This is a genomic window from Maridesulfovibrio salinus, from assembly GCF_055394525.1.
The window spans coordinates 747,861-767,998 of sequence record NZ_AP042461.1; the positions used below are offsets into that span (position 1 = coordinate 747,861).

Consider the following 20,138-nt stretch of genomic DNA (forward strand, 5'->3'; position numbering starts at 1 on the left):
GACTGTGTTCCTATTTCAGTTCGACAACCAGAGACAACATCTGGCCTTTACGCTCGATATCGACATAGATAGCGGATGCTCCGGCAAGCGACCCGTAGACCTGCAGCAGTTTGGTAGGTCCGGTTATCATTTCTCCGTTTACACGCATCAGAACATCACCGTTTTCAAGCCCCATTTTTTTCAGCAGTGAATTGGAACGGATGTTTGTTACGCGAAAACCCTGAGTCTTGCCGTTTTTGCTGTTGGGTTTGAACAGAGCCTGTTTGAGAAATGCGTTGGGGTCTTCAAGCACTTGATTGGCCTGAGCCCTTTCAACTATGATTTTGTTGGTCTTGCCGCGTACCAGATTCAAGGACTGAACCTGATCCCACATGGCAATTTTCTTTTCATCCCTGCCGAACTTCCAGATCACGTATTGCGGTTTGACCTCTTCAAGCTTCCATCCTTCCTGTTCATCTCCCTCACGAAGGATAACGGTCTCACCTTTGATTCTGAAGACAGCCATATCCACTTCTCCGGTAAATATACCGACAAGCTGCCATGTGCTTGGAGTGACGGTTGCCTTCTTCTGGATTTCAGCAGGGTTGTCCAGGGCAAGAACATTCTTATCAAGAACTATTTTGGAATCCCGGGAGATTTTATCAACCGCATCGGTGGTGAAAGATTCACCGAGAATGGGCGCAGTGGGTTTGGGCAACGGTATGAAGGAAGAGATAAGATAGGCCGCACCCAGTCCAAAGGCCAAAGGCCAAACCCAGGCCGGAAATTTAGTCGCTTTAAGCTCCATATCTATAGTATATCCTAAAAAACTTCCCGTTTATCGAGGGAAGACAAATCATTCTGTTTAAAACGGAAAAGGCACTGAGCCTACTCCTCTATTTCAGCGTAAGAATGGTAGTTGTTTTTAATCCACTTGTCCATACCCTTAGTGTCATGGTAAATATCTAATCTTAATAACCTTTTTCGTACGGACTTAGCTGAGCTGTAATAAAACAGGCGCACTTTTCTTGAAAGTCGTGCACTGAAAACGTTCTGTGTGCCCTTAACCTTATGGATGTTCATTCCGGGGGTTCCGGAGTCCTGAACGTCAAAGCGGATAAGGGTTTCTATTACCTTCTTGAAAAGTTTGAACTGGGTCGAATAAACTTTTTCAAGATCGGCAATGAAGCTGGGCATGGCTTCACTTTTGGTAAGCATTGATTCAAGTATCTCGGTTACTTTTTCAAATCCTTTACCGTCAGTCTTACTTACCCGGGACTGTTCTTCAAGCCTGCGCTGCTCATCCTGCAGCTGTTCCACCTCTTCTTCCAGAAGCTGGTGGTATCCTTTGACGTCTTCCATCTCGGTCATCAGCTTGTTGACCTGTTCAGCGGTCTTTTTGCTTTTACCGAGGTAGAAATGAAGCATGCGCAACAGGTGGTCTTCTGTCACCGGCTTGGGGATGAAGTAGGTAAAAACGTCTGACTGGGCTTCATCTGTCGCTTCCGCGTCCATTCCGGTCAGCAGGATAACAGGCAGGTAGGGATACTCTTCACGGATATAAGGAAGTATATCAACACCGCTTAGCCCTGATCCCTCAAAGTGGACATCGAGCAGAATTACGTCCGGCTCTTCTTCGGATTCCTTGAGAAAAGCCAGAAATGAAACCGGGTCGTAAAATGATTCGTGTTTTTCAAGAATGCCGCCCTCTTTAAGAATGGAAACGGTATATTCATGAAGCCTGGGGTCGTCATCTGCGAGTACGAAAAAGTATTGTTCCTGCTGCGGGGTCATCATTAATCTCCTGCTGAAATAGCCCCTGCGGGACCGAATGTGCCCAGGGGGATTAGAATTCGGACCTCGAGGCCTTTTGATCCCAGATTCTCGGTGTTGTGTGCCGAAATGTCAAAGCCCATGTTGTCACCAAAAAATTTTACGAAAACAGTTCCCTGTCCCATTTCCTTTCCCTGTCTTTTGGCGGAAGGAACTGCCCTTCTGAAAAGGTAGGGCAGGCTGTCTTCGGCTACTCCGCCGCCTGTGTCGGTGACTGTAAGACGGGCATAATTGTCAATTACATCTCCGGTTATGCTCAGCCGGGGTTTGAAGTTCCTGAAAGCCTCAGGGCCCTGCCGGAGAAGTTCGATCTGGTGCAGTTCCATTGCCGTCTGGCTGTTTCTTACCAGATTCAGAATAATTTCCCATGTCTTATGGCGGTCTATTAGTATCTCTTCTGATCGGCCGATCCAGCCGCTGAAGTCGAAGCCTGCGTCAAGACGGTTTTTGAAATGAGTTTTGTCGTGTTCCAGCTTATCAGTAAGTTCACGCCCGATTTCGTCAAGCTCGACCAGTTGAGGTTTGAATGAAAGCCTGTTTTCAAGACCGCGCAGGTGGTCTATTATACTTTCCTCGAACGGGGTGACAATCTGTTCATAGAGCTCTCTTTCCTTAACTTTCGGAAGGTCGTTGATGATGGTGTGTATCTGGGATTTCCACGAATTTTGGAGGACCATCAGTTCATCTTTAACCATATTGGCCTTGACTATCATGTCGTCAGTAAGCTTTTCCGTGGCAACCATGAGCTCCAATTGCCGCCTGCGCTGTCTTTCTTCGCGGATTGATTTTTCTCTGGTTTTTTTCTCTTCATCTGCAGGAGACTTGCGCTTGGTCATGATGAACATGAAGACGATTGCCACCACATACAGAGTCATGAAGGAGCGGCTGAGCAGAAGTTTTGAGGAAAAACTACCGGTCATGTAAAGCAGTCTGGAAAATATAAATGCAAAAAAGATGTTGAAGAAGCCGACATAGGTCATTGTTTCCCGCCCGCCGATTCTCCAGGAAAAGTAGAGGCTGGAAACAACAAGCACGATACAGAATATATACTGGCGTACGAAACTGTCTACCGCTAGGTCGAAAAGTACGTAGGCAAGAACGTAAAATATGGCCAGCAGCGGCAGTCTCCATCGGCTGCCTTCCAACTGGGATAACATTTTTTTCCAGACCGGCAGTTCCGAGCCGGATTCTTCTTTCGGGGGATTATGTCTGCTCATGAAGTATCCGCTTAAAAGTTTTTAAAACCTGTGGGCTTCTTTTGCCGTAAACATCAAAGATGGGCAAGCTTGGTGATTATCGGACTTGACATTTGACTCCACTGCTTTAACAAATTTCTAATATATGCAGGAATCAGGGCATATCTCAACTGTGTTGCTTTCTACAGATTAAACATAAAACGTTTTCCGGTGTTTATGAATATAAAATATGTGACTTTAATTCTGGCCTTTATGGTTTTCACTGTTTCAGGATGTGGCGGTAAGAGCGTCTCCCCTGAATATGATGAACCCTCCATGATTTCGGATGAGAGTATTGATGTAACCCAGCTTGCTGGCAAAAGGCCTGCCACTCTGGCCGAGCTTGTAAGCTATCAGGCGTCCCGCCAGTATTCTCCGCTTGACAGTATCTACAACCGTCCACCGGAAGGAATGACCGAAAACTATTATGTTCAGCTCAGTGAAGGCAATGAACTGGTCAATCTTTCCGAAAGGGTTACCGCTTACGTTCAGGAAGGGGATGTTCTGGCATCCGGCTTTCGGAACGGGATAATTAATATTTACGGTGGAGCCGGGTGCGGTGCGGTGCAGACAGAATCCGGACCGGTTAATGAGATCTCGTGGTTTCCGGGGTCGAATATTCTGGCCGCTTCTTCCGGAGATAACAGCATGGTTGAGGTTTTCAATATCAGCCAGTGTGCCAGAATCCGGGGAATCAGTGTGAACAGCACCGTGGATATTTTTGCGGTGTCTCCCAAGGGCAGCTGGGTTGCGCTCGTGGATGAGGCAAGAAGACTTTTCGTTGGACCTCCGGAAGGTAAGATGGTTCAGATTCACCGTTTTTTGCACAAGCCTCTTTCCCTTTCCTTTTCAGACGGTGAGGGAATTCTCATGGCTGTGGATGTTACCGGGCAGCTGAATATGTGGAGTCCTTTGAAGCTGACCCGCATCTTTGAATTCAAGATAAAAGGTGGCCCTTTCAGCAGTGTTGACGTTGATGGGCCAAATCTTAATATAGTTACTGAAAAAGGCGAGAGGTTCCGTTGGGATGTGGGACGCAAAGTCCGTTCTTCATACCACAAGGACAGCAGCGGTTTCAGACTCAGGAACGGAGTCCTGTCCTACCTGTCTCCGAGGACGAGGCTTACCCGTAAAGTGTTTTTCAAACCTGTTGAGCTGCAGGTGGATAGATCCGCCTCCGCGCGGATTATAAGGGTCAGGGATGTGGACGGCGAGGTCAGGTTTTATTCCGAAGAAACAGGAACACCCCTTAAGGCCGAGCCTGATCTGGCCGACTGGAAAAGAGTAACACTCGAAAGGGATTATGATTTTTCATTCAGAGGGCGTGCTTTCTCACTGGCTGAACCTGTTGCCCAGAGAGAATTTCAAAGGTTGTATTGTCGGTATATACCGAGTAAAGGATACTTTCTTTGGTGGAAAAAAGTTGCTCGTCCCGACGACTACTTCAAATCCCGGGGTATGCTTCCGCGACGTAACGGGATTTCCTTACAGGCTCCCCTGAAGTGGACTCCCATTGATAACGGGCAAGTTGATATCAGGGACTGACTATGAATACATCAGTTTTAGCAGAGGAAAATATGCAGAAAAGAAAGATACGTGTGGCCGACCGCAAAGATGGACAGCGCGGCTTCAGTCTTATTGAACTTATGATTGTTATTGTCATCCTCGGTCTGCTGGCTTCCATGCTGGTCCCCAAAATCATGGACAGACCGAATGAAGCAAGGGTCACCAAATGCAAGATGGATATGAAAGCCCTTGATTCTGCCCTCAAGCTTTACAAGCTTGATACCGGCAGATACCCCACCACAGAACAGGGGCTGCAGGCTCTGATCACCAAGCCGCAGAGTCGTCCGGTTCCCCGCAACTACCGTAAAGGCGGCTATCTTGATTCCACAACCGCTCCCGTTGATCCCTGGGGTTATGAGTACATTTACAGAAGCCCGGGTGAAGACGACCGTCCTTACGAGTTGATTTCCCTTGGTGCCGACGGCATGGAAGGTGGCGAAGATTACGACGCTGACATCAAGAGCTGGGAATAGGTCAGGTCACTGCAATGTCTGATCAGGATGTCCGCTCCCGTTCCGGGGGGCTGACCTTTATCGAACTTCTGATTGTGCTTTTCATAGTGGGCATGGGCTGGTTTACGCTCATGCCCAATCTTGATCTTGCGGGCAACAACGAGGAAGACAAGGTCAGTCTGGTCAATGCCCTGATTTATGAAGCCCGGACCAAAGCAGTTGAAACAGACACCCGGCAGCTTGTTTTCATAAATTTTGAAAAAGGGCTGGTTTCCTGGAACGGTGAAGAAACGGAGTTGCCGGACACTGTCACCAGCGGACACTTCAATGAAGAACCCATAGGCGGTGAAGGGGTTGATTTTACTATATATCCTGAAGGTTTCAGTGATGAGGTGCGACTGGTCCTGTCCAACGGTATGGCACTGATACTTGATCCTTTGTCGGTCCGTTTCGGAGAAATGTGATATGTCGAGGAAAAACGGCTTTTCCCTGATCGAGATAATTGTCGCGCTTACCATTGCCGCCACCCTCTCCTTGAGTTTTCTCGGGGTACAGCGCCAGAGTGCGCTTATGGCCCAGTCTTCAAAGGATTCCTGGGAAGTTCTCAATCTTTCGCAGGATATCCTTTCACAGAAATATCCTGATGGCCTGAACGTGGTCTCATCCGGATGGATTCCATGGCCGGGCCCCCCTCAGGGCCAGTTCCGTGTGGGGCTTGAAACCGTATCTTCCAAAGGATTCGGGTTTTATACTTTGCAGACCAGCAGTGGGGAATACACTCTGGACTGGATTGTTTACAGGGTTTCTCACAAGGGAAGGGAGCTTTGATGCCCGAAGTTTCCAAGATATTTTTTCCCCGGAAGGAAGCGCAAAAGGGCTTCTCCCTTATTGAAGTTCTGATAGGACTCGTACTTTCCGGGCTGCTCATGAGTATGGTGGCTATGGTTCTGGGGCAGTCTGTGACCAATAATGAGGTTGTCCGTTCCAGTGCGGGACTTTCTTCAAGAATGTTCACTCTGCGCAGGATTCTTCATCGCGACATGCAGAATATTGTGGCCGGGAAAAGCCTGTCTGTTGAGGATTACGGTTTTGCGATTCCCACCAATAATAATTTTCTCATAGACGGTGCTGTTCAGGTTGAGGCCAAATGGGATTTTTCCGGAAACATGATCCGGCGTCATGAAGAAAATGATAAGATGAACTATGGTTCGTCCTTCATGCTTCTCAGAGGGCTGAACTCATGGCGGCTTGAACTGCTGGACGGGCAGAAAGGAGCCTGGATTGCATCTCCGCAGTTTATGAACCGTCCATTGCAGGGAGTTTCGGTGATAAAGGCTCTCCGTCTGCAGCTTACTTTTGAGGACGGCCAGAGACTTCTTCTGGTTGAGAGGATTCCCTATGCCAACCAGTAACGGGGCAGAGAACTCAAGAGGAGTGGTACTGGTAATTGTTCTGGTGCTGTTCATGGCCCTGTCCGGGCTTACTCTGATGACCATCGAAGTGAGTTCCAGAGGAGCAGTGGAAGCCTCTAGGGTGCGCAGTGAGTATGAAGCCCATTTTCTGGCTGAAGAAGCTCTTTTTCTGGCTTACGATGTTTTGCGGGATGACCGCACGCCCTTTTCAGATACCTCCACAGAAAAGTGGGCCGGTGAAATGGAGTTCGAGGGCGGGGTAATGAGTATTTTCCCCTGCAACTCCAAAATCAATCTCAACGCGCTTGCCCGGACGAGGGAGCTGGACAGAATTCTTGGCATAATGCAGAGAGTACTGCCTGCCGGAGCGGATGTAAAAAGACTTGTGGGCAGCCTCGGAATATGGACCGGTAAAAAGATGAACAAGAATCTCAGGAAGTTTGATACCTTTTTTTATGCTTCCCAATATCCATCCTACGGTCCTTCGGGGAGTGAGCTGAAAAGCCCGGAAGAAGTTCTTCTTGTTAACGGATGGCAGGACATGGACCGTTCATGGATCAATGAAACTTTTACTGTCTGGGGGGAAGACGGCAAGATCAATATTAATTTTGCATCACGGGAAACCCTGCTTGCATATTTTCCAAAGCTGGGCAAAAAGGTTGATCAGATTCTTCATTGGCGCAGGACCAGAGGTTTTACTGATTTGAGCCAGGTGCTTTCCGTGGTCGGGATACAGGCCGACTCACAGCTCTACAAGGATATGATGGAGCATCTTACTGTACGATCTGATGATTTTGAGGTTCTGGTAGTTGCTCAGAGAGGCGGATGCCGTGTTGAGAAGAGATATATAATTTCAAGGCCCAGCACTTTTGAAACCGAGCAGCCTACACTCCTCTTTCAGAATGATATTTCCGTTACATTCGAAGGAGATGATCGGCCTGAACGGGATTCGTAGGTGCGTTAGGCGGATAAATAGACAAAAATCCTGCTTGCAGGTATAGGAAAGAGCCATAAATGGCCGCAAAGAAAACAATACATATACTTACCTTTAAGGGTAACGATCATCACTGGATGGTGTTTGACGGGCAGAACCTATCTGAATCGCAGGGGCCGCCTGAAAAGAACAGGAATCCCGTGGTTGCGCTGTTGCCTGATCCTTTGTTTTTTTTCTTCAAGCCCAAAGGGGCCATCAAGCCCCGGCATGCGAAATCCGCCACTATGATGCAGATGAACTACTCTTTCCCAATGCCGGAAGGAGGGTTCAATGTGCTGCGTCCATCAGGAAACGCCGTAATAGGATATACTTCACATGATCTTCTTGATCAGTTTCTTGAACGGCACAGAGAAGTTCTTGCGCAGGCTACAGTTCTTACAACTTCTTTCACTGTCTGTTGGAGAGCTGCTGTTGCTGAAGGTCTGTCTGTTTGGAGCTGGAACGGGCAGGGCGGCATGCGCATATTGGCTTCTGGGGATGATCTGACCTATTTTCGCGGTTCTTCCGAGGAATTTCGCAATCGATTTGAACGGTTGGGGCTGGACGGTGAGCCTGAATATATTGATTTGCCGAAGGCTTGTTCTATCCTTGCAGAAAAGAAGGTGCGCTGGGCCAGGCTTAACCTGACCACCGGCAGAAAATCCGTTTCCGATAAGACGTTTTCCATAGATTTCAAGCCGTACATTGCTGCCGCAGTCATGGTTACATTCATAGGTCTGCTTTTTATCGCAGGGCAGTATCATCGCTGGCAGCAGAGTCAGGAGCAGGCTGAGCAGTGGCGCGGCAAGCTTAAGGAACTGTATGTAAGTGCCCTCGGGCCTAATCCCGGTTCGGACCCTTATGGTAAGATTCTTTATAAACTGGACCAGCTAAAAAGCGGCGGGAATCAGGCCGGCGGTGTTGATGTGCTCGGGCTTATTGCGGTTCTGAGTGAAAGTGCCCCGATCGGTATTCAGATTGAAGGTATCAATCTCGGTCCGGAATCAGGGAATATCCGAGGCAAGCTGGCCAGTTATGAAGAGGTTGACTCCATGATGGAGAAACTCTCCGCAAGTTCGCAGTTCCGTTTTGTCCTTGAACAGGCGAATAACGTTGAGGATGGAATCAGCATCAGTCTGAGGGCTGAATATAATCGATAATTATGAGCATATTTTTTGAACCTATTCGGGTGGCATGATGGAACTGGAAAGATTTTTTATCTGGCAGGACTGGCCTGCTGAAAAGCAGAAGCTCTTTTTTGCGGCTCTGGTGGCCGGATGGGCTCTGATGCTTTTCATGGTCTGGTCTGGACTGAACGAGTCTCAGTCCAAGGCCATGCGTGTGGTGCTTTCCAGTAAAGAGAGGTATAGCAAAACCGTTCCTCTGGTGGAGGAGCTCAAGGCGGGGGAATCATCCCGAGGAGCATTTCTCGATCGCGAACCCATGGCTGCAGCCCAGCAGGTGATACGAGATCTGGGGCTGGACAGCAGAATGAGTTCCCTGAGACCGCTGCAAGCGGGTATCAATTCCTCGCAGGGAGTGCAGGTCATTCTTGAATCAATAAATCTGCCTGAACTTGTAGCCATGCTGCGAGACTTCAATGTCCGTGGCGGCTTGAAGGTCACAAATTTCAATATCAACCACAGACTGGACTCGCCTGAGTTGGCCGATGTGCAGATTATTCTCAGCAGGTAGGCCGGTTCATGAAATTCGTTCCTAAATTTTCGTTCAATTTTTCGTTCAAGAAAGTTCTCGGGCGCTTTTTTCTTTTCCTTGCCGGGCTGTTGCTGGGTGCTTTTCTGTTTATGCCCTGGGAGGTCGTCTGGGCTCAGGTTTTCAAGATGGCGGATTCAAAGATATCCAAGGCAACAATACAGTGGGGTGACTTTGTCAGTGCCGGACCTCTGTCTTTCGAGGTCACAAATGTTCATGTTACCACCCAGAAAGGCATTGTTATCACAGTTCCCCAGCTTGGCTTTGATGTCGGTTTTTCTCCTCTTGTAGAGGTCCGTGTTAAGACCGGGCCGACTCTTACCGCCAGATTGTTCCAGACAAAATCTCTTACTCTCAGCGGCGGTGTCGATCTGAGCAAAATAGTGCGTATGGACGGATTGGGCGGTACTGTCCGGATAACTTCTGATGTCGGTTTCCCGGAATGGGATAAGCCTCCGCGCACCGGAAGTCTTGTTGTCCGTTCCCCTCAGGTTGAGATTCCCGGAGGGCTGATTGCCGAGGACGTTAATGTTAACGCAGTGCTTGCGGGAAACCAGTTCCAGCTCAATTCGTTCAGCTGCGGACAGCCGATTCCGGTAAACGCAAAAGGCTCGGCGACTCTTAATTGGAACAACCTTCCGCAGTCCTCATATCAGATAAGCGGGAGTGCCACTTTCGGCAGCACGGAACGCCAGTTCAGCAAATCAGGAAATCTTTCCAAATATTTACGGTTTTAATCTGACATGATCGCTAACAATATCCTTTCATTTGCTAAAAGCATTCTGAGTGACGTGCTTGAACCAGGCTGTATCGCGGTGGATGCCACAGTGGGCAACGGCTATGATACGGTTTTTCTGGCCAGACGGGCCGGGAACAGCGGCCATGTTTTCGGCTTTGATATTCAGGAGGATGCAGTACATCAGACCAGAGCCAGATTGAATGAAGAATGTGCTCCCAGAAACTGGACTCTTTTCCATACTGGACACGAGAACATGCTGGAGGTCATCCCTGAAGAATTTCACGGTAAAGTCAGTGCGGTGATGTTCAATCTTGGCTTTCTGCCCGGCAGCGATAAAAGTGTGATCACGCAGTCCGAGACAACTCTCAAAGCCATTGATTCGTCGCTTTCCATTCTGGCTAAGGGTGGAATGCTCTGTATTGCCATTTACGCGGGGCATCCCGGTGGTGAAGAGGAGGATGTGGCTGTGCGGGAATTCTGTTCAGCTCTGGACTATCATTCTTACAGGGTTATCCAGAGTGAAATGGTCAATAAACCCGGACATCCTATCAGAATGATTTTTGTGACCAGACTCTGATTTGAATATATATTATTTACGATAAGAGAAGGCATCCTGAATTATTCGGGATGCCTTCTCTTTTATAAAAATTTGGAATAGATTTATATGCTCACTGCCGTAGCTTGAAATGATAGGTCTGAGGGATTAAGGCCCATATTTTTATCGGCTTGATCTTTTTTTTGCAGGGGCTTGCAAATCTATAAAGTCCGGATGCCCCTTGGGGAGGAAGTTAGCTCATCTTGGGTTCAATAGCCTTGGAGATCTGGAAAGCGCGGTTAGCCTTCACTCTACCCGGGCTTCCAAGATATTTAAGCACTCCACCGACTTCACATTCAAGAAGGTCTTCCTCGTCTGTATCCAGCAGTAGCAGATCGCCTTCTTCGAGGTTGAGGAGCTGGCGGCCGGTTATCTTGGTTTTGCCCAGCCGTACGAGCAGTTCAACCGGGGTTTCAAGAAGTCTTTCCTTGAAACGGCTGACCCAGACATGGTCAATTTCAAGGCGCTCGGACTGGAATGATGCATGGAGCTTGGAGCGAATAGGCTCAAGGGTTGAGTATGGGAGACAGACAATAAGCGAGCCGATGGCGTTCTCCAGTTCCACCTCGAAAGTAATGACAACCACAACGTCAGAAGGCGGAACAATGGCGGCAAACTGGGGGTTAACCTCGGAGCGGACCAGTTCAAGGTGTACCTCATGAACAGGACGCCATGAGTCCTCAAGGTTTGCGAGAGCTATCTTTACCACCCGGTCTACAATGGCCTGTTCAATGGGGGTGAAATCTCGTCCCTCAACCTTGGGCTGTGAACCTGACCCTCCGAAAAAACTTTCCACAAGCGCGAAAACAAGTCTGGAGTCTACAACAAGGATTGCGTTACCCCTCAAAGGGTCCATCTTGAAAATAGAAAGGGAGGTCGGAACCGGCAGCGAACGCATGAAGTCCCCGAATTTGGACATGTCGATGGAAATAGGGTTGATATCAACCCTTTTACGCATGGTGTTGGCCAGATTGTTGGTGGCAAGGCGGGCAAAACGGTCGTTAACAATCTCAAGAACAGGCATGCGGCCGCGGATGATGCGGTCCTGGTTGGCAAGGTCAAAAGAGACAACGCCGGAGTCATCGTCCGGTATGTCCTGCTCTGTTTCGACTTCCCCGCCGGAAAGCCCCCTTAACAGAGCATCAACCTCATCCTGTTGCAGAATTTTACTCATGCTGACAAACCTGTTCAGTTAATGTTCGTGCGTTATACCAATAGAATACAATTAGCTATTTTTTACGGCAAAGTAAACGAGCAACCTCTCCATATTAAATACTATCGTACCAGAGGGAGAAAAACTTTAGAAAAACCTTCTGTGTACTCTAAGGTTATACTTTGATGTGCCACGGCTCGAAACGTACCCCCAGAAGATTGTTTCTGGGGTAGCGCAGCTTTAGGTATCCGAGTTCCCTCAGCCTGGCACAGGTAGAAGTATCTGCAAACCGGGAGCTGAAGTTGGCCGCGCCGAGTCCTCTTTCTCCGACATCAAAGTCCCCCACGGCGTGGAAGGAATATCCCGGAGGGGCCAGGGAGCGCGATGCGAGGGATAGGTTGCCTTTGTTCGCAGACACTTTGGACAGAAAGAGGATGAACTGTTTCATTATGCTGCGGACTCCTGATGTAAGGTAAACATTCCGTCCAAGTTCTTTTTTTATTTTGAGGTATTTTTTATGCGGCTCTCCCCGGTACAGATAGTTTCCCGTGCGGGGGATTTTGATAAGGTCCTTATCTGAAATTGTCGCAGTCAGCTTCTTGACCGGTTTCTCTCCATAGAACCCGTAAAGCGAAGCTTCATAATTGAAAATGTACTCCATGAAATCAGTTTCAGGCTTGGTGAAGCTGCCTACTGATGAATAATTGCTCGCTATTTTTAAGGCGTAGTCGAGGCTGATGGAGCAGTAATTACCATGACCTACGGTGCGCTGGACTCTGCGAAGTCTGTTAAGGGTTGAATCAAGCAGGACAAGTTTTTCCGGGGCGAGAATAATATCGGTGGACTGGGGGGTGTCAAAGTTCTCCATTATGTGGAGGTAGTCCTTGAGTTCTTTGTCATCAAGGTCCTGCAGACTGCCCTGGGCGCTTGCTAAATCAGTGATACCGAAGACATAAAACGAGGTTGCAGCACTGCAGATGTTTTTCAGGAATTTTCTTCTGTTCATGTATGACTGCCGGTCCGGTTGATTTTAAACTGTATTTTAGTCTTACCGGATTAATATAACAGATTAACGCTCCTGAAAAGCTGTCCGGGGTTACGAAAAAAAAGAGGCTGCCTGCATTGCAGACAGCCTCTTAAACGATGCGAATAAAAATCTACTGGCCGCGCTTGGTCCAGAGTTTCATTTCTTTCATCTTTTTGCGGCGTTCGCGCTGGAGGGATTTACAAACCAGCGGCGCTTTTTTCTTGAGTCCGTATTTTTCGCGATACTCATCAGGAGTCAGGCCATGGGAAGCAAGGTGCTTCTTGGTGATGATCTTGAATGATTTACCGCACTCACAGCAAACGATGGATTTTTCCTTGATGGATTTCTTGGGATCACATGCTGGTGTTTCTTCCTGTGCAGGAACTGCATTTTCTGCAATAGCCTGAATTCCGGCGGACAGCTTGCGCACCATGGATGTCATTTCTTCTTCGCTCATGGTTCTGACGCTGGCCTGTGCTTTGACTATCTCCAAAGCTTCTTTCAGATAATCTTCCACTTGATATCTCCTTTAATGATTATTTCATCACTAATTCGTTGTCTGAGAAGATAGGGATAAAGTAGTTTGGTATAGCTGTCAAACAGATTAGGCGTTTTTTCATTTTTTTTATATTAAAGATATGTAGAACTGAAAAAGTTAAAAAGAGTTATTAAAGTAATTCTTCTGAAGTTGTTTTTCTGTTCAGGAATTTCAGAGCCTTTTTACAAGGCCAAATCCAATTTTACACAAGCACAAGTTGTGCACGGGGTAAATTGTCCCATTGAAAATAGCAGATTTCATTTATAATCATATGTGGTTTTTTTTATGATCAAAACATTCAATGTTGTATGTGCCTGTTTATCAAAAAAATGTATTTCAAGTAAGAACACTCACAGGGAGTGAGTGAATGTTATGCTTGTGCAGTATTGATTATATCTTTTTTACTGCCTGTGTTTTCAGCCTTTGCCTTTGTTAAGATTATATTTTGTTCTGTTCTCGACACTAAAACAGATTTTTGTGATTTTAATGCTAAAAAAAATGAATTATATTTGTCTTGCGTTTTGTTCAGTACCGAACTCGTTCTGAAATCCTGGTTCGTTCACCCATTGCCGGGGTTTGCAGAGCTTTGCGGGAGGGTGTATCGCTAGTCGGGTATACCTTGCAGTGCCGGATGTGATGTTTTCTTTAGAAGTACGGGGGCATTGTATTGAATCCTCGGTATAATTATCCCCCTCGGGAAGCAGCTTTATGGATAAAAGTTTAAAATATTTCGGTGAACAATGTCGCTGCCAAAGGTCTTATTGTTGATGAAAAAAAATATTTCAAATCTCGTGGTGCTGCTTCTGTGTTCCGGCCTTACTCTACCCTTGTCCGGGTGTATATGGGGAACTGCCGCTGTTGTTGGTGTTGCGGTGGTGGGGGCTAATGTTGAAGAGTACCGCAATTCGAATACTCCCCGCAACGCGACTGAGGATCTGGAAAGACATCTTGAGCATAAAAGGGAAGTGGATAAAGCCATTGATGAGTCGGCCACAAGAAGTCCTGATCCAATAAACACTGATGAGATAATAGATAGTTACGGCGGCCGTATATTGGATGACTGAGAGTTGTCGCTTTCGTGAATTTTGTCTCTTTTATAACTGTTTTGACTTGCTTAAATCTTTTATCGGGGCTTATTCTGCAGTGGATAATTCTTTTAAAAAAGTTCCAGAAAAGGATGGGCCGTTGTTATGTCAGATATTAAAGCGAAGAATACTGTTCTGGTCGTTGAGAACAGTATCACGCAGGCTAGGATTATTACCGAACATATTGAATCCGTTACTCCCTTTGACGTAATGGTAGTTCATTCCATGGATGAACTGGAGGAACGTATTTCCGGGAACGGAAGCGATGTTTTTATAGCCGTACTGAATCTGAGCATTAAAGGTGCACCGGATGGAGAAGCGGTTGATTATGTGCTTTCTCGTAAAATTCCCTGCATTATATTGACTTCCACTTTTGATGAGGAAATACGCAACCGGTTTATTGAGAAAAATGTGCTGGACTATTTCAACAAGAGCAGCAGGGAAGACCTTGAAGAGATGGTTGATCTGGTCAGACGTATTCATTCCAACCACAGGATCAAGGTTGTTGTCGCGGAGGATAATTCCACGGCCCGAAAGATCATGCGTAACCTTCTGGAGCGGCTCTATTTTACCGTGCTGACTGCAGAAGATGGTGCTCAGGCGCTTGATATAATCAAAACAACCCCTGACATTAAAATGCTGCTGACTGACTTCGAGATGCCCAATATGGATGGTTTTGAGCTGGTTTCTGCTGTCCGCCGGATGTACAGCCGCGACCAACTGGCCATCCTCGGGGTTTCCGCCCACGATTCCGGGGCGATTACCGCTAAATTTCTCAAGCGTGGCGCCAATGATTTTCTTAAGAAACCATTCGAGGTTGAAGAATTCTCATGGAGAGTCACCAACAACCTCAACGAACTTGAGCGTATACGTTCAATCAGGGACGCATACAGCCGTGATCCGCTGACCGGTTTTTCAGTTCTCACCGCGTTCATGGTAGAGGGGCGCGAAGTATACAGGCAGATGCTCAGTGAAGGGAGGACTCCGGTTCTGGCTGCTTTCAACGTGGATAATCTTCTGGAAGTGAATTCATCGTACGGTTGGGATGCCGGTCCGGCGGCCCTGAAGAAAGCGGCAGCTCTGCTGGAGCAGAACTCTTTTGGGTGGACTATGGTTGCCCGCTGCGATCAGGGTTTTTTCATACTGGCTGAAGATGTTGACAGCCTGAAGAAAGATCTTTCAACCGTTAAGTCCGCACTTGCAAGTTCTCATATAGTGTCCGGCGGTGAAAGATTTATGGTTTCCGCTTCATTCGCTATCAGCAGAGAAGCAGGCGGAGATCTGGACAGTACTCTTTCCAGAGTTGCAACAGCTCTTGCGGACAGTCAGGCCAAGGGTGTTAATTCGTTCTGCTTTGCTTAATGTGGCAGCCTGACCGTTAGGGTATTTAGCCGTCAGGGTTAATGTTTTGCTCCCGCACTAATTACGCAGAGTTGTTAGCAGCCGTACGGGATGGGTGAATAATCCCAGCGCTCCAGTAATGTCTGTTGCCACCAGATCTGCGGTGCGGGCTGCCTTCATGGACATGCACTCCGCACCGGAAATAATTATTCCCAGTGAGGCGAATCGCAGGATCAATCGATCATTGCGCCCGTTTCCAATGCATGCGCATTTATCGCATCCAAGAGATTCTATATAGTCCAGCTTGGCCTGATCCTCGGGACTGCCTGCAATTATATGAATTGTGACAGGGAGCCCGCTGAGTTCTTCTTCACATTGCCCTAGAGTGTCGGCTGTAAGAACGTGTATCTGAACATCTTCGGCCAGTTCTTTCAGGAGCTTACCCACCCCCGGTAACAGATTACCATCAAGGGCGAGTGTCCCGTTGTAGTCCAGAACAAGGTGCTCAATTTCAAGTTTTTTGAAGCCGGGAATATTCAGGCTTATCATCGTTTACCCTCGGAGATTTTGTCTGGAGTTAAAGGCTTGCATACCTTTCAATCTGTTTTTTGTATTCCAGAACCCCTTTCACAATACCATCAGCAAGATAAGAAAGATACCTGTCGGATTTGAGTCTGTTGGCTTCGGTCCTGTTGGTCAGGTAGCCCAGTTCTACCAGCACTGAGGGCATCTTGGCGCCCATGAGGACATAAAACGGTGCTTCGCGTACTCCCTGATCTTTGACGGACCACTTTCTGCGGATATTGGCAATAGACTTTGTGTGTATGTTTTTAGCCAGATCCTTGCTCTCCTTGACCTTAGAGTTGAGCATCAGGTCGGTCAGAATGACCTGAAGGTCGCTGATTCTCTTGGCCGAGACAGCGTTTTCTCTTGCCGCGACACGAACAGCGTTGCGGTTCCGTGCAAGGTTGAGGGTGTATGTCTCAATTCCGTTTATCCTTGAGCTGCGGTGTGCGTTGCAGTGCACGGAAATAAACATGTCAGCCTTTTTGATATTGGCCATGGCTGTTCTTTCTTCAAGCGGAATGAATTTATCTTTTGTCCGGGTGTAGAGAACCTGGAATCCCACTTTCTTGAGTTTGGCGGCAAGAATTTTGGCGAAACGGAGGTTTATATCTTTTTCCCTGAGTCCATTGGCAGATGCTCCGGGGTCTTTTCCGCCGTGACCGGGGTCGATCATGATAGTTTTGAAAGTCAGGCCAAGCTGCTCCAGAAGGTCACCGACCATTTTTTTGCTTTCTTTGGGCGGCTTGTATTTCTGAGGTTTTGAAGCATGCTTGACCGGTTTTTTGCTTGTCTTGCCTTTTTCCGGGGCCTGTACGTCGATTACAAGCCTGAATGGATTTTCCAGAGGAAAGATTTTGTAATCCTGCATGGAGTTGAAATCCAGAACCACGCGGGTGGTCCGTGGGTCTCTCTGAGCGGAGCGGATATCTTTGAGTATTCCGTCTGCAACGTGGGTGGCTTTGTGGACACCTCTTCCAAGTAAGGTGTTTTCAAGATCCACATAGAGGCGATGGGGGCGGTTCACACTCTGGTTCGGATTCAGAATCTGGTAGCGGTAACGGACCTCTTCATCAAGATCCAGGACTACGCGGGTGTAGGATTCACTACTGGTGTACCTTACGGAGAGAAGTTTAGCTCTGCTGGATGAACTTTTATTGCTGTCGGTTGATTTTTGGGCAGGGATTATGGTTCCAGATGGTTTTTTGTGAGTCGTCTTTTTGTTTGCAGCGCCACGCCGATCCATTTTATCCAGTCTGGATCTGGCTTTTGAGTACATGTCCGACTTTGAATACCGATGTACTATTGTCAGGTAATCTGAATAGGCCAGATCCTTTTCATTCAGTTTGCTCAGCCTTATTTCAGCTCTTCTGAAAATGCAGTCGTCTGTCCATGAATGAGAAGGAAAATTGGAAATCATGCGCCCGTAATAATCAACAGCACTGCGGTAATCTTTTTTCAAACCGCTGCGCTGTCCCAGTTCCTCATAGGTCCGGCCCATGTAGTACAATGCTTTGGGAGCATATGGTCCACGAGTGGATCTTTTGAATACATTGCGGAACTTCTTGCCGATTTTAACCCATTCAGAACGGTATTTGCCGCGCTTCTGATCTTTGCTCAGGGCGTGGAACTGTTTCCAGGCTATTGTGAAATCGTCCTTGATGCTGGCACCGAAGGCTTCGGCTGGAATTGCCGAAACCAGCAGACTGGCCAGAAATAATGCCATGATGAAATTGGGGATGAAAAATTTGCGCATTTTATTTATATAAAGCTTGAATTAATTGTGTTGTTGGGGCCATTGAAAATCCATGTAGAATCGGCCTTCCGCTCTAAAAAAAGTTTAGATGTTCTCTTAATAAGCCTGCATGGTTTAAAAATCAACCATAGAGATGTAAACATGGGCTTCAGCCGGGCAGTTTTTCTTGCCTGCGTATCGGGACAACTATGTCTCAAAGCTGGACTGACGGCCCTTTTTATGTAATTGCCATGTGCATTGTTATTTGGAACATGAACATTTCAATTCACTCATTTGGAGACAGATAATGGAAGCTCCCCAGAGAAATTTGGCTCTTGACCTTGTACGGGTAACCGAAGCGGCTGCTCTGGCATCTGCCAGATGGCTGGGCCGGGGTGACAAGAACGCTGGTGACCAGGCGGCTGTTGACGCCATGCGCCTCAGCTTTAACAGCCTTGCCATTAGTGGAACCGTTGTGATCGGTGAAGGAGAAAAAGACCATGCCCCTATGCTCTACAACGGCGAGAAGCTGGGTGTGGGCGAAGGCCCCGGCATGGACGTGGCTGTTGATCCTGTAGAAGGAACCAATCTCCTTGCTTATGGCCGCCCCAACGCAATTTCTGTTGTCGGTGTAGCTCCCACAGGCATGATGCTTGATCCGGGACCCAGCTACTACATGCAGAAGCTGGTTGTTCCTACCGCTGCCAGAAACATGGTGGACATAAACGCTCCGGTCAAGGATAACCTTGAAAAGATCGCTAAGGCTCTTAATAAAGACGTGGATGATCTGGTTGTATTCGTGCTTGAAAAACCCAGACACCATGGCCTGATTCAGGAAATCCGTGATGCCGGGGCGAGAATCCAGCTTCACACCGATGGTGATGTTGCCGGCGCACTCATGGTTGTTGACCCCCGCTGTCCGGTGGATGTTATGATGGGAACCGGCGGAACCCCTGAGGGTGTGCTTTCCGCATGCGCTATCCGCATTATGGGCGGAGAGATGTTCGCCCGGTTTGACCCTCAGTCTGAAGCAGAAAAAAGCGCTCTTGAAGATCAGGGATATGACCTTCGCAATGTCATGACCGTGAATGATCTGGTTAAGAGTGACGATATATTCTTTTCCGCAACCGGTATTTCCGGAGGAACATTTCTGCGCGGAGTTCGTTATCTCGGATACGGCGCGGAAACCACTTCACTGGTCATGCGCGGCAAAACCGGTACTGTGCGACTCATCGAGGCCGTACATACTTGGGATAAGCTGATGAAGATCAGTGCTGTAAAATACGATTAGTATTTTCAGCATAGTTGAAAATGATAATGGGCGGGCCCGGCTTGAACAAGTCAGGTCCGCCCATCTCAGTTTTCTGTTCCCGGAAAATCAATATTCGGGAGTCTCAAGTTTCTCTGCAATAATGCCGGCATCCTCTGAGCGGGCCTCTTTGCCGAGTTCTTTGGCTTCTCCGTGGCAGGTAATGCCATCTGGTCTCATCTGGACATACCCGGCAGATATTACATTGGTATAAGGAATCTGCTCTCTGAATTCGAGATAGCCGATTCGGTTGGGGAACATGATGGGCAGTGGGTCGCCGGAGAAATCTTCAAACATGATGTATTTCATGGTCAGTCCTTGTTTTTCCGGACACAGCCGTAATTGTCGGTGTTGTCTGTTCCGGAGCAAATTTCAGTTTTATACAGTCAAGGGCTGTTGCCCGTAATCCTGTTACAGATTATAGCCTTATATATTCGAGATCAAGGATAGTAGAACAGAACTTTCGGAGTTGGCAAATGGCAGATAAAGACAAGCTGCGGGAAGAACTGGATAATAACAGTCTGGCCAGAATGAGGACACTGCTTGCAAGCGAGAGAACGTTTCTGGCATGGTGCCGGACTTCTCTCGGTCTGCTCGGATTCGGCTTCCTCATAGAAAAGATTGCTCTTTATATGAGAAAATTCATGCCGGAAACTCCTGTGCGCATTCTGGATGAAATGACTGTTCTGAGTATTTTTACTCTTGTCTCGGGGTTGATAATCCTTGTGAGTGCTGCTGTGCGTTTTATATTATTTCAAAAGAATTTCGGGGAAAAGCTGAGGTGGATCACCCCCTACCCGGAAATGCTTGTGACTTTTGCCGTTGGACTGATCCTTGTCATAAGCACCATTGCCGGAAGAATGTTCTTCAAATAAATTAATTTGATCGT

The 20,138-nt window shown here is 47.6% G+C and carries 23 protein-coding genes; 14 read left to right on the plus strand and 9 right to left on the minus strand.

What is annotated here, in order from left to right; translation table 11 throughout:
* Positions 1–10: 10 nt before the first annotated feature.
* From ACZ5PW_RS03375 to ACZ5PW_RS03385, 3 genes are all read right to left on the minus strand, one after another.
* Complete coding sequence (locus tag ACZ5PW_RS03375) at positions 11–787, minus strand: PDZ domain-containing protein (RefSeq protein ID WP_464557999.1); 777 nt, start codon at positions 785–787, stop codon at positions 11–13.
* An 80-nt stretch (positions 788–867) separates the two neighbouring features.
* Entirely contained in the window at positions 868–1,776 is a 909-nt protein-coding gene (locus ACZ5PW_RS03380; RefSeq protein ID WP_464558000.1) for a response regulator, read from the minus strand.
* Positions 1,776–3,029: an ATP-binding protein gene (locus ACZ5PW_RS03385; RefSeq protein WP_464558001.1), complete on the minus strand. Its 1,254-nt coding sequence runs from the start codon at positions 3,027–3,029 to the stop codon at positions 1,776–1,778. Before ACZ5PW_RS03385 ends, ACZ5PW_RS03380 begins: the two co-directional genes overlap by 1 nt.
* A 195-nt stretch (positions 3,030–3,224) precedes the next feature.
* Between ACZ5PW_RS03385 and ACZ5PW_RS03390 the strand changes: the two genes are divergently transcribed.
* From ACZ5PW_RS03390 to mnmM, 10 genes are read left to right on the plus strand one after another with little or no spacing between them, the layout of a single operon-like run.
* On the plus strand, positions 3,225–4,592 hold the full coding sequence (locus ACZ5PW_RS03390) for a WD40 repeat domain-containing protein (protein WP_464558002.1): 1,368 nt from the start codon (positions 3,225–3,227) through the stop codon (positions 4,590–4,592).
* A gap of 32 nt (positions 4,593–4,624) precedes the next feature.
* Positions 4,625–5,086 carry a type II secretion system major pseudopilin GspG gene (gene gspG, locus ACZ5PW_RS03395; protein WP_464558003.1) on the plus strand — a complete coding sequence of 154 codons (462 nt, stop codon included), beginning with the start codon at positions 4,625–4,627 and terminating at the stop codon, positions 5,084–5,086.
* Between the two features lie 14 nt (positions 5,087–5,100).
* Positions 5,101–5,529 carry a pilus assembly FimT family protein gene (locus tag ACZ5PW_RS03400; RefSeq protein ID WP_464558004.1) on the plus strand — a complete coding sequence of 143 codons (429 nt, stop codon included), beginning with the start codon at positions 5,101–5,103 and terminating at the stop codon, positions 5,527–5,529.
* Position 5,530: 1 nt separating this feature from the next.
* Positions 5,531–5,893: a type IV pilus modification PilV family protein gene (locus tag ACZ5PW_RS03405; protein WP_464558005.1), complete on the plus strand. Its 363-nt coding sequence runs from the start codon at positions 5,531–5,533 to the stop codon at positions 5,891–5,893.
* Positions 5,893–6,477, plus strand: coding sequence for a PulJ/GspJ family protein (locus tag ACZ5PW_RS03410; protein ID WP_464558006.1), 585 nt, complete (start codon positions 5,893–5,895; stop codon positions 6,475–6,477). The genes ACZ5PW_RS03405 and ACZ5PW_RS03410 overlap by 1 nt, the downstream gene beginning before the upstream one ends.
* On the plus strand, positions 6,464–7,432 hold the full coding sequence (locus ACZ5PW_RS03415) for a type II secretion system minor pseudopilin (RefSeq protein ID WP_464558007.1): 969 nt from the start codon (positions 6,464–6,466) through the stop codon (positions 7,430–7,432). The genes ACZ5PW_RS03410 and ACZ5PW_RS03415 overlap by 14 nt, the downstream gene beginning before the upstream one ends.
* Positions 7,433–7,491: 59 nt before the next feature.
* Positions 7,492–8,610, plus strand: a complete 1,119-nt coding sequence (locus tag ACZ5PW_RS03420) for a hypothetical protein (RefSeq protein WP_464558008.1) — start codon at positions 7,492–7,494, stop codon at positions 8,608–8,610.
* Between the two features lie 34 nt (positions 8,611–8,644).
* Positions 8,645–9,145 carry a type II secretion system protein GspM gene (gene gspM / locus ACZ5PW_RS03425; protein WP_464558009.1) on the plus strand — a complete coding sequence of 167 codons (501 nt, stop codon included), beginning with the start codon at positions 8,645–8,647 and terminating at the stop codon, positions 9,143–9,145.
* Positions 9,146–9,153: 8 nt separating this feature from the next.
* The gene (locus tag ACZ5PW_RS03430; RefSeq protein ID WP_464558010.1) at positions 9,154–9,900 is read left to right on the plus strand and encodes a hypothetical protein; all 747 of its coding nucleotides are present in this window, start codon (positions 9,154–9,156) and stop codon (positions 9,898–9,900) included.
* Between the two features lie 6 nt (positions 9,901–9,906).
* The gene (gene mnmM, locus ACZ5PW_RS03435; RefSeq protein WP_464558011.1) at positions 9,907–10,479 is read left to right on the plus strand and encodes a tRNA 5-(aminomethyl)-2-thiouridylate-methyltransferase MnmM; all 573 of its coding nucleotides are present in this window, start codon (positions 9,907–9,909) and stop codon (positions 10,477–10,479) included.
* A gap of 211 nt (positions 10,480–10,690) precedes the next feature.
* On the opposite strand, the gene fliM is transcribed toward mnmM, so the two are convergent.
* The 3 genes from fliM to ACZ5PW_RS03450 form a co-directional block, all read right to left on the minus strand.
* The gene (gene fliM / locus ACZ5PW_RS03440; protein ID WP_464558012.1) at positions 10,691–11,671 is read right to left on the minus strand and encodes a flagellar motor switch protein FliM; all 981 of its coding nucleotides are present in this window, start codon (positions 11,669–11,671) and stop codon (positions 10,691–10,693) included.
* A 154-nt stretch (positions 11,672–11,825) separates the two neighbouring features.
* Complete coding sequence (locus tag ACZ5PW_RS03445; protein ID WP_464558013.1) at positions 11,826–12,656, minus strand: M15 family metallopeptidase; 831 nt, start codon at positions 12,654–12,656, stop codon at positions 11,826–11,828.
* Between the two features lie 151 nt (positions 12,657–12,807).
* Positions 12,808–13,194 (minus strand): Ros/MucR family transcriptional regulator, encoded by a 387-nt coding sequence (locus tag ACZ5PW_RS03450; protein WP_464558014.1) that lies wholly within the window; start codon positions 13,192–13,194, stop codon positions 12,808–12,810.
* Between the two features lie 788 nt (positions 13,195–13,982).
* Here ACZ5PW_RS03450 and ACZ5PW_RS03455 point away from each other — a divergent pair.
* Entirely contained in the window at positions 13,983–14,279 is a 297-nt protein-coding gene (locus ACZ5PW_RS03455) for a hypothetical protein (RefSeq protein ID WP_464558015.1), read from the plus strand.
* 126 nt (positions 14,280–14,405) lie between these two features.
* Positions 14,406–15,662, plus strand: a complete 1,257-nt coding sequence (locus tag ACZ5PW_RS03460) for a response regulator (RefSeq protein WP_464558016.1) — start codon at positions 14,406–14,408, stop codon at positions 15,660–15,662.
* A 57-nt stretch (positions 15,663–15,719) separates the two neighbouring features.
* Here ACZ5PW_RS03460 and ACZ5PW_RS03465 read toward each other — a convergent pair whose 3' ends face one another.
* On the minus strand, positions 15,720–16,190 hold the full coding sequence (locus tag ACZ5PW_RS03465; protein WP_464558017.1) for an HAD family hydrolase: 471 nt from the start codon (positions 16,188–16,190) through the stop codon (positions 15,720–15,722).
* 28 nt (positions 16,191–16,218) lie between these two features.
* A complete protein-coding gene (locus ACZ5PW_RS03470) occupies positions 16,219–17,961 on the minus strand; it encodes an N-acetylmuramoyl-L-alanine amidase (protein ID WP_464558018.1) in 1,743 nt (580 codons plus the stop codon).
* A 286-nt stretch (positions 17,962–18,247) separates the two neighbouring features.
* Here ACZ5PW_RS03470 and glpX point away from each other — a divergent pair, with 286 nt between their 5' ends.
* Positions 18,248–19,231: a class II fructose-bisphosphatase gene (glpX, locus tag ACZ5PW_RS03475; RefSeq protein ID WP_464558019.1), complete on the plus strand. Its 984-nt coding sequence runs from the start codon at positions 18,248–18,250 to the stop codon at positions 19,229–19,231.
* Between the two features lie 87 nt (positions 19,232–19,318).
* Here the strand turns inward: glpX and ACZ5PW_RS03480 are convergent, their stop codons facing one another.
* On the minus strand, positions 19,319–19,558 hold the full coding sequence (locus ACZ5PW_RS03480) for a hypothetical protein (protein ID WP_464558020.1): 240 nt from the start codon (positions 19,556–19,558) through the stop codon (positions 19,319–19,321).
* Positions 19,559–19,725: 167 nt separating this feature from the next.
* Here ACZ5PW_RS03480 and ACZ5PW_RS03485 point away from each other — a divergent pair, with 167 nt between their 5' ends.
* Positions 19,726–20,124 (plus strand): YidH family protein, encoded by a 399-nt coding sequence (locus tag ACZ5PW_RS03485; RefSeq protein ID WP_464558021.1) that lies wholly within the window; start codon positions 19,726–19,728, stop codon positions 20,122–20,124.
* Positions 20,125–20,138 lie beyond the last annotated feature (14 nt).

Bases quoted from the DNA above. Each gene is read 5' to 3' on its own strand.
- ACZ5PW_RS03445 (WP_464558013.1), bottom strand. From the start codon at position 12,656: ATGAACAGAAGAAAATTCCTGAAAAACATCTGCAGTGCTGCAACCTCG.
- ACZ5PW_RS03480 (WP_464558020.1), bottom strand. From the start codon at position 19,558: ATGAAATACATCATGTTTGAAGATTTCTCCGGCGACCCACTGCCCATC.
- gspM (WP_464558009.1), top strand. From the start codon at position 8,645: ATGATGGAACTGGAAAGATTTTTTATCTGGCAGGACTGGCCTGCTGAA.
- ACZ5PW_RS03410 (WP_464558006.1), top strand. From the start codon at position 5,893: ATGCCCGAAGTTTCCAAGATATTTTTTCCCCGGAAGGAAGCGCAAAAG.
- ACZ5PW_RS03420 (WP_464558008.1), top strand. From the start codon at position 7,492: ATGGCCGCAAAGAAAACAATACATATACTTACCTTTAAGGGTAACGAT.
- ACZ5PW_RS03400 (WP_464558004.1), top strand. From the start codon at position 5,101: ATGTCTGATCAGGATGTCCGCTCCCGTTCCGGGGGGCTGACCTTTATC.
- ACZ5PW_RS03485 (WP_464558021.1), top strand. From the start codon at position 19,726: ATGGCAGATAAAGACAAGCTGCGGGAAGAACTGGATAATAACAGTCTG.
- ACZ5PW_RS03405 (WP_464558005.1), top strand. From the start codon at position 5,531: ATGTCGAGGAAAAACGGCTTTTCCCTGATCGAGATAATTGTCGCGCTT.
- mnmM (WP_464558011.1), top strand. From the start codon at position 9,907: ATGATCGCTAACAATATCCTTTCATTTGCTAAAAGCATTCTGAGTGAC.
- ACZ5PW_RS03385 (WP_464558001.1), bottom strand. From the start codon at position 3,029: ATGAGCAGACATAATCCCCCGAAAGAAGAATCCGGCTCGGAACTGCCG.
- fliM (WP_464558012.1), bottom strand. From the start codon at position 11,671: ATGAGTAAAATTCTGCAACAGGATGAGGTTGATGCTCTGTTAAGGGGG.
- ACZ5PW_RS03460 (WP_464558016.1), top strand. From the start codon at position 14,406: ATGTCAGATATTAAAGCGAAGAATACTGTTCTGGTCGTTGAGAACAGT.
- ACZ5PW_RS03470 (WP_464558018.1), bottom strand. From the start codon at position 17,961: ATGCGCAAATTTTTCATCCCCAATTTCATCATGGCATTATTTCTGGCC.
- ACZ5PW_RS03380 (WP_464558000.1), bottom strand. From the start codon at position 1,776: ATGATGACCCCGCAGCAGGAACAATACTTTTTCGTACTCGCAGATGAC.
- ACZ5PW_RS03375 (WP_464557999.1), bottom strand. From the start codon at position 787: ATGGAGCTTAAAGCGACTAAATTTCCGGCCTGGGTTTGGCCTTTGGCC.
- glpX (WP_464558019.1), top strand. From the start codon at position 18,248: ATGGAAGCTCCCCAGAGAAATTTGGCTCTTGACCTTGTACGGGTAACC.
- ACZ5PW_RS03465 (WP_464558017.1), bottom strand. From the start codon at position 16,190: ATGATAAGCCTGAATATTCCCGGCTTCAAAAAACTTGAAATTGAGCAC.
- ACZ5PW_RS03430 (WP_464558010.1), top strand. From the start codon at position 9,154: ATGAAATTCGTTCCTAAATTTTCGTTCAATTTTTCGTTCAAGAAAGTT.
- ACZ5PW_RS03390 (WP_464558002.1), top strand. From the start codon at position 3,225: ATGAATATAAAATATGTGACTTTAATTCTGGCCTTTATGGTTTTCACT.
- ACZ5PW_RS03415 (WP_464558007.1), top strand. From the start codon at position 6,464: ATGCCAACCAGTAACGGGGCAGAGAACTCAAGAGGAGTGGTACTGGTA.
- gspG (WP_464558003.1), top strand. From the start codon at position 4,625: ATGCAGAAAAGAAAGATACGTGTGGCCGACCGCAAAGATGGACAGCGC.
- ACZ5PW_RS03455 (WP_464558015.1), top strand. From the start codon at position 13,983: ATGAAAAAAAATATTTCAAATCTCGTGGTGCTGCTTCTGTGTTCCGGC.